Genomic DNA, 12994 nt, shown 5'->3' with positions numbered 1-12994 from the left:
CTGCATCGAACCCGCGTTCTGGAGCGGCACGGACAAACAGCACGCGGGCTCGTTCTTCGATTACTTCGAGCAGATCATCGACTTCGAGACCGCGCGCGCCGAGCGCGCCGGCGGGATGGACCACTACGTCACCATTGGACTCGAACCAAAGGAGGCGAACTACCGCGAGATGGCCGAGGAGGTTCTCGAAGAACTCCCGAAGTACCTCGACCGCGAGAACGTCGTCGGCCTCGGCGAGATCGGTTTCGATCATGGCACCGACGACGAGGAGTGGGCGTTTCGCACGCAACTGCGGATGGCCGAGGAGCGCGAACTACCAGTAATAATCCATACACCACACACCGACAAACCCGCAGGCACCGAGCGCATCGTCGACATCATCGAGGACGAGGGCGTCACGCAGGAGCGCATCGTCATCGACCACAACACTGAGAACACCATCGAGACCTCCCTGACGACGGACTGCTGGGTCGGTTTCACGCTCTACCCCGGCAAGATCGAGGACGAGGCAGCCATCGAGCTCCTCGAAGAGTACGGCACCGACAAGATGCTATTTAATAGCGCCGCCGACTGGGACCCCTCGGACCCGCTCGCGGTGCCGAAAGCCAGGGACAAGATGCTCGACCGTGGCTGGGACCGCGAGGAGGTCAAAAAAGTCGTCTTCGACAATCCATACGACTTCTTCGACCAGTCGCCGAACTTCACCTACGAGCGATGAAGTTCGGGTTCTCCGCGAACGCCTTCCGGGAGTACGACGCCATCGAGGCGATCGAGATCGTTGCCGACGCGGGCTACCACGGCATCGAACTGCTGTTCGACGAGCCACATCTCTACCCGCCCGACGCGAACGAAGCGGACATCAAGGAGATTCAGGAAGCGCTCGACGCGAACCACCTCGCCATCAGCAACTGCAACGCGTTCATGCTGACGGCCATCGAGGGCTTTCACCACCCATCCTACATCGAGCCGGACACCGACTACCGACAGCAGCGCATCGACTACACGAAGGCCGCCCTCCGGACGGCGGCCGCGCTCGGACACGACTACATCTCGATCGAGCCCGGTGGACCCATCCCGGAGGAAAAGTCCCGCGAGTGGGCGGTCGAGACGTTCGTCGAGAGCCTCCAGGAGGTTCTGCCGGTCGCCGAGGACGTGGGAGTGGACCTGCACGTCGAACCCGAACCTGATCTCCTCATCGAGACCTCGGAGGAGTTCTTGGAGTTCGCCGAGCGCATCGACCATCCCCGGGTTCGCTGCAACTTCGATGCGGGCCACCTGTTCAGCGTCGGCGAGGACCCAGTCGAGGCGTTCGATCGACTCGCTGACTACGTCGATCACGTTCATCTAGAGGATATTCCCGAAGACCGCCGCCACGAACACACTCAGCTCGGCGACGGCGCGCTGCCCATCGACGACTTCCTCGAAGCGCTCGATTCGCGGGAGTACGATGGGTTCGTGACGGTCGAACTCTACCCCTACGAGGAGACGGCGGCCGAGACCGCCCGTGAGGCGATGGCCTACCTCGAAGACGGTGGCTGGGTCTGAGGAGGTGGCCGACGAGTCCGACTTGCGCGAGAAGTTCGCGGCCTACGCGGCGTTGGTGCGCGTTCCGAATCTCTTCAGCGCACCGCCGGACGTCCTGCTCGGTGGCGCGCTCGTCGCCGCCACAGGTGAAAGGATTTCGATACCTGCGCTCGCCGGACTCGCGGTCGCGTCGGTGCTGCTGTACGCCGGCGGCACGACGCTAAACGACTACTTCGATGCGGAGGTCGACGCGCGCGAGCGCCCGGAACGCCCGATCCCGTCGGGAAGGGTTCCACGGCGGACGGCGGGCGTGCTCGGCGCGGCGCTGCTGGTCGGCGGTGTGCTCGTCGCGCTCGCGGCGGCCGGCCCGCGAGCCGGCCTGTTCGCGGCGACGCTCGCAGTCGTCATCGCGCTCTACGACGGCGTGCTCAAGGGCGGATCTGCTGGCTTTCTCGCGATGGGCAGCGCACGTGGACTCGACGTGTTGCTCGGCACGGCGGCAGGGGTGACAGCAACGACAGCCGCGCTTTCCGCGTGGGCGCTCGCGATCCCGGTCGTCGTCGCGCTGTATATCGCCCTCGTGACGTACATGGCCGACAACGAGGCGACGACGACCGAACGCGGCGCGGTCGCGGCGGCGGCCGCCGGCGTGTTGCTGGCCGTTCTCGGGGTGCTCGCGGCAGTCGTGACCCTGGGGCCGCCCCTCGTTCGGGTCGCGTTCGCGGTCGGGCTCGCCGGCGGCTTTCTGGTGTGGACCGGGCGCGCACTCGGGCCGGCGTACGCGACTCCCCGACCCGATACCGTCGGCCCGGCGGTCGGGACCTGCATCCTCGCGCTCGTCGTGCTCGACGCGGCGTTCGCGGCGCTCGCGGGCGTCGGCTGGGCGCTCGCCGTCCTCATCTTCCTCGTCCCCGCGGTCAGCCTCTCCCGTCTGTTCGACGTCTCGTAGCGCCGTCGGAAGGTGTTTCGGGAGGCCATTCCTTCACTTGTTATGGTCGAACTGGCATTTTCGACGAACGCCTACACGCGCCACGCGCTGCCGGACGCGGTCGAACGCATCGCCGACCACGGTTACGCCGGCGTCGAAATCTTGGGCGACGAACCACACGCCTACTTCCCCGACTTCGGCGAGGACGATCTGGAGGCCCTGTCGAATACGCTCGACAGCACCGGGTTGGCCGTTTCGAACATCAACGCGAACACCGCGACGGGCTACTACGACGACGCGCCGCCGTCGTCATTCTTCGATCCGAGCGTCGTCACCGCCGACGACGAGGGACGGGAGTGGCGCATCGACTACACGAAGCAAGCCATCGACCTCGCCGACGAGGTCGGCGCGCCCGCGGTCTGTCTCGCCACCGGCCGTCCACTGCCCGGCAATCCGCCAGAGAAGGCATACGAGTACCTGCTCGACTCCCTCGGGACGATCTGTGAATACGCCGCCGAACACGACGTCGCGGTGGGCATCGAGTACGAACCCGAACTGCTCGTCGAGTGCACCGATGAAGTCCTGGAACTGATCGAGGACGTCGGTCACGATACGCTCGGAGTCAACCTCGACGTCGGCCACGCGGCCGTCTACGGGGAGGACCCCGCCGAGGCGATTCGCCGGAGTGCGGGCCACATCACGGGCGTCCATCTAGAGGACATCGTCGGCGGCGTGCGCGGCAAACACTACCACCGCATCCCCGGCGAGGGCGACCTCGATTTCCGAGCGATCTTCGACGCGCTCGACGACGTCGGCTACGAGGGATTCGCCACGCTCGAACTCTACACGTATCCCGACGAACCCGACGGAGCCGCCAGCGAGGCCTACGAGGCGCTGTCGTCGTACTGCTGACTCTCGCGTTAGGACGGAAAACGACCTGTCGTGATGAACACCGGTTTCCATGTCGGTTCCGGCCGTCGTGCGAGCGGTGAACGGGAACGTCCGATACGCTCAAACCACGGCCCCACCGGTGTCCGACATGGAGTTCCACGAGGCGGCAAACTTCCTCTTCGACCTGCGTCGGTATCCGCCCCGCCCGGGCCTGGACGCCACCGACGACCTCCTCTCCGCTCTCGACGACCCACACGAAGGGATCGCGTTCGTCCAGATCGCCGGCTCCAACGGCAAGGGGAGCACGGCGAGGATGGTCGCATCGGTACTCCGGGAAGCGGGGCTCGACGTCGGTCTCTACACCTCGCCGCATCTCGATTCCGTTCGCGAGCGCGTCCGCGTCGGCGGCCGCATGATTTCCGAGAGCGCACTCGCCGAGTACGTCGCAACGATCCGCCCCTACGTCCTGGAGCGGGCCGCCGCCGGCGATGCTCCCACCTTCTTCGAGGTCGTCACCGGGATGGCGCTGTGGGAGTTCCGTCGCCAGTCGGTCGACGTCGCCGTGCTCGAAGTCGGTCTCGGCGGGCGCTACGACGCGACCAGCATCGTCGATCCGGTGGCGAGCGCCATCACCAGCGTCACGCTCGAACACACCGACACCCTCGGCGACACGGTCGAGGAGATCGGCCGCGACATGGCCACCGTCGCGCCTCGCGAGAACGACATCGTGACCGCCGCGACCGGCGACGCGCGCGCGGCGATCGAGGAGAGCGCCGGCGACGTCGTGACGGTCGGCCCGGACGGCGACGTCTCGGTGACACACGAGGGCCGAACGGGTGTCGAAAACGCCATCCGGATCTCCGGCCAGGACCGGACCGTCGAAACCCGACTCTCACTTCTGGGAGCCCACCAGGCCGAGAACGCCGGCATCGCGGCGGCGCTCGCCCGACAGATCGCCGACGAGTTCGACGTCGAGTGTGGCGAGGAGACGCTCGCGCGCGGATTGCGCGCGGCCTACTGGCCCGGCCGGTTCGAGGTGCTCGAACGCGATCCATTGGTCGTACTCGACGGCGCACACAACCCTGGCGCGTGCGAGCGCCTCGCCGACACCTTGGGTGAATTCGAGTTCGACGACCTCCATCTCGTCTTCGGCGCGCTCGCGGACAAGGACCACCAGGGGATGGCCGACGCGCTGCCGACGCCCGAGCACGTCGTCGCCTGCCGGCCGGACGTCCCGCGCGCCGAGGACAACGCGGTTCTCGCGGAGGTGTTCGACGAGAGTCGTGTCGAGACCCGCAGCGACGTCACCGACGCGCTCCAGACTGCCCTCGATGCCGCCGAGCCGGACGACTGCGTGCTCGTCTGTGGCTCGCTCTACACCGTCCGCGAGGCACGGACGCGCTGGAGCCGTCTCGACGTGCCCAAGGAGATCGACGGACTCGACGACGCCCGGCGTGCGATCAAGGGGACGCACGTGACCGACGCGGGGGCCTACCGAATGCGCGGCAAGGCCGTCCATCGAGCGCTGAAGACCCGCGTGCGCCCGCGACAGGCACAGTATCTCAAAGAAGAACTGCTCTCGCTCGGCGGCGAGTGCGCCATCTCGGGGCTCAACGATCAGGACGAGGAATTTCTCGACGTGCTCATGCTCGCCACGCTCGCGCAGTTCAAACGGCTCACCGAGAAACTCGCCGGTCAGCCCTACGGGCTGGCACCGCTCGCCGACGGGATTCGGGAGGCGCTCTCGATCGGCGTCAGTTCGGAAGCACGTGGCTACCCGTGGGAAGAGGGGACGGCCGTAATGGGCATTCTGAACGTGACGCCCGACAGTTTCCACGACGGCGGCGAGTTCGACACTACGGAGACGGCGGTCCGACAGGCCGAGGCGATGGTCGAGGAGGGCGTCGACATCATCGACGTGGGTGGCGAGAGCACCCGCCCCGGCGCGGAACCCGTCTCGGACGAAGCGGAGTGCGAGCGCGTGGTGCCCGTCATCGAGCGCATCAGCGAATTCGACGCCCTGGTCTCGATCGACACCCGGAAGGCAGCGGTCGCGCGCGCGGCGCTCGACGCCGGTGCGGACATCGTCAACGACGTCACGGGGCTCGACGACCCCGAGATGCGCTTCGTCGCCGCCGACTACGACTGCCCGCTCGTCGTGATGCACAGCATCGACGCGCCCGTCGATCCCGACTCGGCCCCGGAATACGACGACGTGGTCAAGGACACGATCCAGGAACTGCGCGAGCGCGTCCTGCTCGCCGAGAAGGCGGGTCTCGATCGGAAGCAAATCATCGTCGATCCCGGCATCGGCTTCGGCAAGAGCAAGCAAGAAAACTTCGCGATCCTCGGTCGACTGGGCGAGTTCCGCGCGCTCGATTGTCCGATCCTCTTCGGCCACTCGCACAAATCGATGTTCGACCTCGTGGGGAGCGAGGCCGGCGAGCGCCTGTCGGCGACGGTGGCCGCGAGCGCGCTGGCCGCCGAGCGCGGTGCGGACATCGTCCGCGTTCACGACGTCGCCGAGAGCGTCGCCGCCGTCGGCGTCAGCGAGGCGGCGCGTACTCCGAGCGAGTTCGACGACTCGCGCGATTAGGGCGTTTCGCTCGCCGTCGTTGTGGTCGTCGCGGTCGCGGTTTCGGTTGCCGTCAGCGTCTCCGTTGCGGTTGCCGTTAGCGTGTTCGTCGTGGCCGTCGTCAGCGTGGCCATCGTCGTCGACTGACGCTCCGCCGAGGACTCCACCGACGAGGTCGTTTCCGTGGCCGTCGGCGTTGCGGTCTCGGTGGCGGTCGCGGTTGGTGTTGGGGTTTCGGTGGCTGTCGCAGTCGGCGTTGGGGTCTCGGTGGCAGTCACCGTCTCGGTGGCGGTCGCCGTCTCAGTGGCTGTCGTGGCTGGCGTTGCGGTGGTCGTCCCCGCGGCCGACACTACGTTCGAGGTCGTCGAAATACTCGCCGCAGTCGACGTGTCTGTCTCGGTTTCGGTCGTCGAGTCATCGGTCGGTTCGTCGGTCGTTTCGGTGGTCGTCTCCGTCGTGGTCGGTGTCTCCATATCGGGTGGTGGCGTGTCGGTCGGTGACGGTGTGTCGGTCGGCGTCGACGTGCTGGTCGACGTCGGCGTGTCGGTCGGTGTCGGTGTGTCCGTTGCGGGTGGCGTCGCGGTCGCGGTTTCGTCCGGTGTCTCGGTCGGTGTCGCCGTCGCGGTTCGAGTGTCCGTTGCGGTAGTGGTGGTCGTTTCCGTCGGCGTTGTGGTGTCGGTTGCAGTAGCTGTCGGGGACGGCGTTGGCGTCGGGGTCGGCGTGGCTGTCGCGGTCGGCATCGGTGTAGCTGTCGCAGTCGGCGTTTCGACGGTCGGCGACGCCGGTTGGGTGGTCGAGGTGGTCGGCATCGCCGTCGTGTTGTTCGCCGGGGCGGCCCCTACGCCCGAGCGGTCGTCGACGGGCGCACCCGGATCGTCGCCGAAGTAGTCACCGACGAGGAGTCCCACCCCGGCGAGCAGGACGAGCACGACCACGAGACCGACGGCCGGCGCTAACCACTTTTCGACGTTCGAGAGGCCCTCACGGTCGAGCAGCCCCGAATCCGATTCCGGTCCCGGTTCGATCACGATCGAAGTCGTTAGGAGTCGTTGCCTTATCTGTCTTGTCCGTTCGTTTACTGATACTGTGATGACGACTTCGCGGTGAGAATAGGTCCGGCCGACCCGAAGCGATATGTCTCCGACCCGAAAACGAACACCGTGCCATCCATCGAGCGCTATCTCAACGTCCGCAGCGCCTACGGCGCGACCTTTTCGCCCGCCGGCGACCTCGCCTTCCTGTTCGACGCGACCGGCACGCCACAGGTCTGGTCGCTTTCCGAACCAGAAATCTGGCCCACCCAACGCACGTTCTCCGACGAACGCGTCACCTTTGCCTCGTTTTCGCCAGAGCGCGAGGAACTGATTTTCGGCATGGACGAGGGCGGCGACGAGCGCGCACAGCTCTTCTTGCTCGCCCCGGACGGCGAGACCCGGCCGCTCACCGGGTTGTCCGACGCAAAACACCGCTGGGGCGGCTGGAGTCACGACGGCGAGCGCTTCGCCTTCGCCGCGAACCGACGCGACGAGTCGGTCTTCGACGTCTATACACAAGCTCGGACCGAGACCGGCGACGACGCCACGCTCGTCCACGAGGGCGACGGCTGGCTCACCGTCGGGGGATTCTCGCCGGGCGATGACCGCCTGCTCGTGAGCGAGTCGCAGTCGAGTTTCGATCAGGACCTCCACGTTCTCGATCTCGGTTCGGGCGACATCGAGCACGTCACGCCCCACGACGGCGACGTTCGATTCCTGAATCCGGCGTGGAATCCCGCCGGCGACGCACTCTACGTCGTCACTGACTCCGACTCCGACTCGCTCTCGCTCGCCCGACTCGACCTCGCCACCCACGAGATCGAGACCGTCACGGACGGCGACGGCTGGAACGTCGAGGGATTCACGCTCGACGAGGATACGGGGAGAATGGTCTATGCGCGTAACGTCGACGGCTACACCGATCTCACCGCCGGACGGCTCGCCGGCGATGGCGACAGTATCGAGGAATTCCCCGCGCCCGACCTTCCCGAGGGTGTGGCGGGCGGGATCGCCTTCGACGCCGACGCCGAACGCTTCGCCGTGACCGTCACCGGCCGCCGCGAGAACACGAATGTCCACGTCGTCGACGTCGAGACGGGCGCGAGCGAGCGCTGGACGAACGCCTCGACGGCGGGTCTCTCGCGCGAATCGTTCCGCACGCCGGACCTCGTCCGCTACGAGAGTTTCGACGGCCGTGAGATTCCGGCCTTTTTCTCGCTGCCGGCCGACGCCGAGGAGGGCGCAACCCCGGTCGTCGTCGACATTCACGGCGGACCCGAAGCGCAGCGCCGACCCTCGTTCAGCCCCGTCACGCAGTACCTGCTCGCGGCGGGCTATGCGGTCTTCGAGCCGAACGTGCGCGGCTCGACGGGCTACGGGAAGTCCTACACACACCTCGACGACCGGGAAAACCGGATGGATTCGGTCGCCGACATCGAGCGCGGCGTCGCGTGGCTCCGTGATCATTCGATGGTTGACCCCGACCGAATCGCGGTCATGGGCGGCTCCTATGGGGGATTCATGACGCTCGCGGCGCTCACCGAGTACCCCGACCTGTGGGCAGCCGGCGTCGACATCGTCGGCATCGCGGATTTCACCACCTTCCTCGAAAACACCGGCTCGTGGCGGCGTGCGCTGCGCGAAGCGGAGTACGGTTCTTTAGAGGAGGACCGCGAGTTGTTGGAATCCATCAGTCCGCTCAATAGCATCGAGCGCATCGACGCGCCACTCTTCGTCCTGCACGGCGCGAACGACCCGCGCGTGCCCGTCGGCGAGGCCGAGCAGGTCGCCGCGCGCGTCGGCGAGCGCGTCCCCGTCGAGAAACTGATCTTCGACGACGAGGGCCACGGCATCGTCAAGCGCGACAACCGCATCGAGGCCTACACCGCCATCACCGAATTCCTCGACGCGCACGTCTGAATCGCCCGCAAAAGACGAATGAAATCGGGCAAAACGACGCGAAATCGGACGATGGACTACTGAACGATCCTCCGGCTTTATTGTGTGTGGATGTATCATGCAGATATGGACGATGCCGAACGGTCCGAGCAGTGGGTTACGAACCAACTCGACCGGCTGGAGGAGACCTACGGCTCGGCACCGGTCCACCAGCTCGGCTGGACCGTCCGGTCGGCGCGCTACGAGCGGGCGGCCGACGCCGAGGCGGCGGAGCGGGCGGCCGCGGGCGTGCGAGTGACCAACGACGCCGACGAACTCCTGTTGGTCCGCGACCGCCACGACGAGTGGGCCTGCCCGCGCGGGCCGGTCGAAACGGGCGAATCGCTCGAAGCGGGTGCCAAACGAACCGTCCGCGAGGCCACGGGGATCTCGTGTACGGTCGAGTCCGTCGAGCGCGTCACCATCGTCGCTATCGGCGACGAGACAGACCGCGAGCGCCCGCAGATATATCATCTGGTCGTGCGCTTCGTCGGCGCGGCGGGTCCCGACGAGCGCGTCGAGTGTACGGAGAGTCCCGTGCGCTGGCGCACCAGTCGTCCGACCGACCGCCTCGATGCGGGCGTGCTGGCCATCTGAGTCGGGAGACAGATACATAGCCGCCGGGAGTCTACGCCGAGTGAATGCTTCGTTCGCTGTTGCGGGCGGTCGGGTGGCTGCTCTCGGTCCTCGTCCGCGTCGCGTTCGTCGTCCTCGTCGTCGCTTTCGCCGCCAGCGTCGCACTCGGTGGCCTGCCCGCCGACACGGGCGTGGACGAGGCGCTCGGTGACTTCGACCTCCCGCCGGTCGGCGACATCGGCGCGCTCGGTGCTGTCGACAACAAGAGCGCCGGTGCGGTCGGGGACATCGGCGCACGGAACGACACCGGCGGTGCGGACGTGCCGACGATACGGGCGTCGGAGACTGGCGAACTCGACGGCACGGAAATCGAATATCTCGTCCATCGATACGTCAACGAAGAACGCGCCGAGCGCGGGAAATCCAATCTGAGCTTCGACACCGACCTCCGGCCGGTCGCGCGCTATCACAGCGCCGACATGGCCAATCGGAGCTACTTCTCGCACGTGGGCCCCGACGGCGAGACGCTCGCCGACCGCTACCGGCGATTCGACTATCAGTGTCGGGTCAAGACAGACACGTTCCGGTACGCGACCGGCGGCGAGAACATCCTCTACACCTACTACGACGCGCCGGTTGCGATGGGCAATCACACCGTCGAGTACGATTCACCGGAAGAGCTCGCCCGCGGCATCGTCGACGGCTGGATGAACTCCACGAGCCACCGGGAGAACCTGCTCAAACCCTACTGGGAGCGCGAGGCCATCGGCGTCCACATCGAGCAAGTCGACGGCCGGACGCGCGTCTACGCGACCCAGAACTTCTGCTGACCACAAACGGTATGTGGCCCGCGTGCGGACCCCGCTTATGCCAACTCGCTCGACGTGGCTGATCCTCCTCGGTGTCGTCCTGCTCTTCCTGCCCGTACCACCCTTCATCAGCGCGATCGTCGGCGTTGGCGTCATCATCGCGGGCGTGGCGCTCCGGTTCGTCGGCGACGATGACGACTGACGTCCCGTGCTAGTTACGGGTCCGGCCGCTCGTGACCGTCCCAGAATCCTTGCAATTGTGAATCGAGGAACATCGGCGTCATCGTGCGCCACTCGTCGCGCTCGGCGGGTGGCAGGTACTCGTACACCGACCGGGGTGCGTCGGGCGTGTAGCGTTCGTCCACGAGCGCGCGCACCCCGACCTCTTCGGGACCCCTGATGACCCGGCCGATGGCCTGTCGCGCCCGGCGCACGGCCGGCACCGTGAGCGCGTACTCGAAGGCGCACTCCTTGCCGAATTCAGCACCATAGGCCCGCCGCACGGCCCGAATCCGCGGTGAGGCGACGTTGACCAATGGAACGCCGACGACCGCACACGCGCTCAGTTTCTCGCCGTCGTAATCGACACCCTCGGTGAGTGTCCCGCGCGTGGAGGTGACGAGAGTCTTGCCGTCGCCGGCGAAGAACTCCCGTTTGAGTTTCTCCGTGGCTTCGTCGCTCGACGACTCGTCGAGGAGCACCGGTTTCTCGATGGATGCGGCAAGGCGGTCGTGCGCCCATGCAGCCTCCCGATAACTCGGCAGGCAGAGGAGCACGTTGCCCGGGCTGCGGGCGAGTTCCCGGAGCGCGTAGGCGTAGGTCTCCCGGACGTCGCTCTCCTCGTCGGGCGGGCCGCGATTGCGCGCGGTGAAGGCGGGTGCGTCCACGATCCAACTCGCACGATTTTGCTCGGGGTAGGCGAGGTCGTAGGTTCGCGTGGCGATTGGGCGCTCATCCTCGTCGTCATCGGTTGCGAGGCGGTCGAGGCCCACACACTCTCGGAAGACGTCCATCGGTTCGAGCGTCGCGCTCATCAGCACGCCGCCGCCGAGATCGGAAAACCGCTCGCGGAGGTCCTCGGCCGGAAGGCAGTCGTAGCAGACCAGCCCGGCGGTGTACTGGCGCTCCCAGCCCTCCAGATGGCTGCGGTCGGTCCGCGAGAGCGTGACCTCCCGGAAGTAGCTCGCGTGGTCGCGCGTCCACCAGCGGGTCACGATGCGGCCGACGTCGCCACAGACCGTCGAGCGTTCGGGGCTGAGCGTATCGAGGGCGTCCGCGACGGCCGCGCCGACAGTGTGAAGGGATTTGCAGAAACCGGACGAATACTGCTCGTTCGCCCACACGGAGAACTCGTCGATTTCGTCGGTTTCGGGGTCGCGCAGCGGAATCTCGATGTTCTCGGGCAGTCGTTCCTGCTCGGCCGCACGGCCGAGGTCGCCGTACTCCTCGTCGAGATAGCGCTCGACGCGGCGGTCGAGCCAGTCGATGGCGTCGTCGAAGAACTCGCTGACCCGGTGGAGGTCGTCGGTCGAAACTTCGTAGGTGGCGAGCTGGGTGGCGACCTCCTCGCGGTGCTCGCGCGACTGGCCCGCGAGCGTGCGGAGGTGGGAGACGTCGTTTCGCGCGCGCCGGAGTGATTGGATGCCCACACGGTCGCTCAGGAGGTCACGCACTCGTCCCTCCAGTCGGTGGGCCTCGTCGACGATGACGAACGTCCGGTCGTTCACCACGCCGTCGGTGAGCGCGCGCGTTCGCGGGTCGAACAGGTGGTTGTAGTTGCCGACCACGATATCGGCGTCGTCGAGCAGCGTGCCCATCGCACGGTGGGGGCAGGTTCCGCGGGGGACTGCACCGGCGAGCAGTTCGTCGGTGGTGACGACGTGGTTTTCGTCGTCGTCGAAGGCCACGGGGACGGATTTCTCGCGGGCGTACCAGTCGGCTTCGAACGGGCAGTAGGACTGGTCGTTCTCACCGAGCGAGTCGGGCGCGGTCGGTCGTGCGGTCGGGTAGGGGGCCGTGTGACCGGCCGTTGAGAGGTTGTCGTCGAGCGTGCGCCACGAGTCGGCGTCGGTGCGGGCCTCGGCGACGAGTTCGCCGGCGCGGGCGCTGTCCCACCAGACCTCGCCACCGCCGTCGTGGGCGACCAACCCCGCAGTGTTCTCCCGGAGATCCTCGCAGGCGTCCTGTGTGCCGCGGTCGAACGCGCCCGCGCGCTCGTACGGACAGAGTGTGGGTTTGCCGACGAGGGCGAGTCCCGTAAACGGATCGTCGAGGTCGGCGTTGATAGCGCGCAGGTCCTCGATGAACTGTCGGCGCTGCTGTTTGACCGGCGTCACGACGAGCACGTTGTCGTAGCGGTCGGTCTCGCGGAGCAGCGTGCCGGCGGCGGTGAGCGCGGCCATCGTCTTGCCCGTGCCGCAGGCCCCCTCCATGACGAGGTAGCCGCCATCGGTCCCCGTCTCGATGGCCGTCTCGATGGCGTCGGCCTGTCCCTCATAGGGCTGCTCGTAGCCGAAGCGGGTTCGCCAGTCCGGCTCATCATGGGTGGCTGTGGCGGACTCCTCACCGCTCATCGGTCATGGGCGGGGTTCGTGCGCCATTCGTTATAGGACTTCGCTCGCGGCGTCGCGGTGGTGTGGTCGCGGCAGCGGCCGCGGAGCGGCGGCGGAGCGGCGGCGGTGCGGCCGCCGGCGGTTGCGGTTTGCGGTGCGGGCCTCGG

Annotated in this window: 11 protein-coding genes; 9 read left to right on the top strand and 2 right to left on the bottom strand. The window is 67.0% G+C overall.

What is annotated here, in order from left to right; genetic code table 11:
• From ACP97_RS18180 to folP, 5 genes are all read left to right on the top strand, one after another.
• On the top strand, positions 1-718 hold a 718-nt coding region (locus tag ACP97_RS18180; RefSeq protein ID WP_049999247.1), incomplete at its 5' end, for a TatD family hydrolase.
• Complete coding sequence (locus tag ACP97_RS18175) at positions 715-1545, top strand: sugar phosphate isomerase/epimerase family protein (protein ID WP_049999246.1); 831 nt, start codon at positions 715-717, stop codon at positions 1543-1545. The genes ACP97_RS18180 and ACP97_RS18175, both read left to right, overlap by 4 nt.
• Positions 1532-2473 (top strand): UbiA family prenyltransferase, encoded by a 942-nt coding sequence (locus ACP97_RS18170; RefSeq protein ID WP_049999245.1) that lies wholly within the window; start codon positions 1532-1534, stop codon positions 2471-2473. Before ACP97_RS18175 ends, ACP97_RS18170 begins: the two co-directional genes overlap by 14 nt.
• Before the next feature lie 42 nt (positions 2474-2515).
• On the top strand, positions 2516-3364 hold the full coding sequence (locus tag ACP97_RS18165; RefSeq protein ID WP_049999244.1) for a sugar phosphate isomerase/epimerase family protein: 849 nt from the start codon (positions 2516-2518) through the stop codon (positions 3362-3364).
• A 127-nt stretch (positions 3365-3491) separates the two neighbouring features.
• The gene (folP, locus tag ACP97_RS18160; RefSeq protein ID WP_049999271.1) at positions 3492-5939 is read left to right on the top strand and encodes a dihydropteroate synthase; all 2448 of its coding nucleotides are present in this window, start codon (positions 3492-3494) and stop codon (positions 5937-5939) included.
• Here folP and ACP97_RS20115 read toward each other — a convergent pair.
• Positions 5936-6946 carry a hypothetical protein gene (locus tag ACP97_RS20115; protein ID WP_049999243.1) on the bottom strand — a complete coding sequence of 337 codons (1011 nt, stop codon included), beginning with the start codon at positions 6944-6946 and terminating at the stop codon, positions 5936-5938. The genes folP and ACP97_RS20115 overlap by 4 nt on opposite strands.
• Before the next feature lie 132 nt (positions 6947-7078).
• Between ACP97_RS20115 and ACP97_RS18150 the strand changes: the two genes are divergently transcribed.
• From ACP97_RS18150 to ACP97_RS20110, 4 genes are all read left to right on the top strand, one after another.
• Entirely contained in the window at positions 7079-8872 is a 1794-nt protein-coding gene (locus ACP97_RS18150) for an alpha/beta hydrolase family protein (protein ID WP_049999270.1), read from the top strand.
• Between the two features lie 105 nt (positions 8873-8977).
• On the top strand, positions 8978-9487 hold the full coding sequence (locus ACP97_RS18145; protein ID WP_049999242.1) for an NUDIX domain-containing protein: 510 nt from the start codon (positions 8978-8980) through the stop codon (positions 9485-9487).
• Between the two features lie 44 nt (positions 9488-9531).
• Complete coding sequence (locus ACP97_RS18140; RefSeq protein ID WP_049999241.1) at positions 9532-10296, top strand: CAP domain-containing protein; 765 nt, start codon at positions 9532-9534, stop codon at positions 10294-10296.
• Between the two features lie 37 nt (positions 10297-10333).
• A complete protein-coding gene (locus ACP97_RS20110) occupies positions 10334-10477 on the top strand; it encodes a transporter (protein WP_154020067.1) in 144 nt (47 codons plus the stop codon).
• Between the two features lie 13 nt (positions 10478-10490).
• Here the strand turns inward: ACP97_RS20110 and ACP97_RS18135 are convergent, their stop codons facing one another.
• A complete protein-coding gene (locus ACP97_RS18135) occupies positions 10491-12848 on the bottom strand; it encodes an ATP-dependent DNA helicase (RefSeq protein ID WP_049999240.1) in 2358 nt (785 codons plus the stop codon).
• Between the last annotated feature and the right edge of the window lie 146 nt (positions 12849-12994).

Source organism: Halococcus sediminicola (genome assembly GCF_000755245.1).
GTDB classification, from domain to species: domain Archaea; phylum Halobacteriota; class Halobacteria; order Halobacteriales; family Halococcaceae; genus Halococcus; species Halococcus sediminicola.
This window is presented reverse-complemented; position numbering and strand designations above follow the sequence as displayed.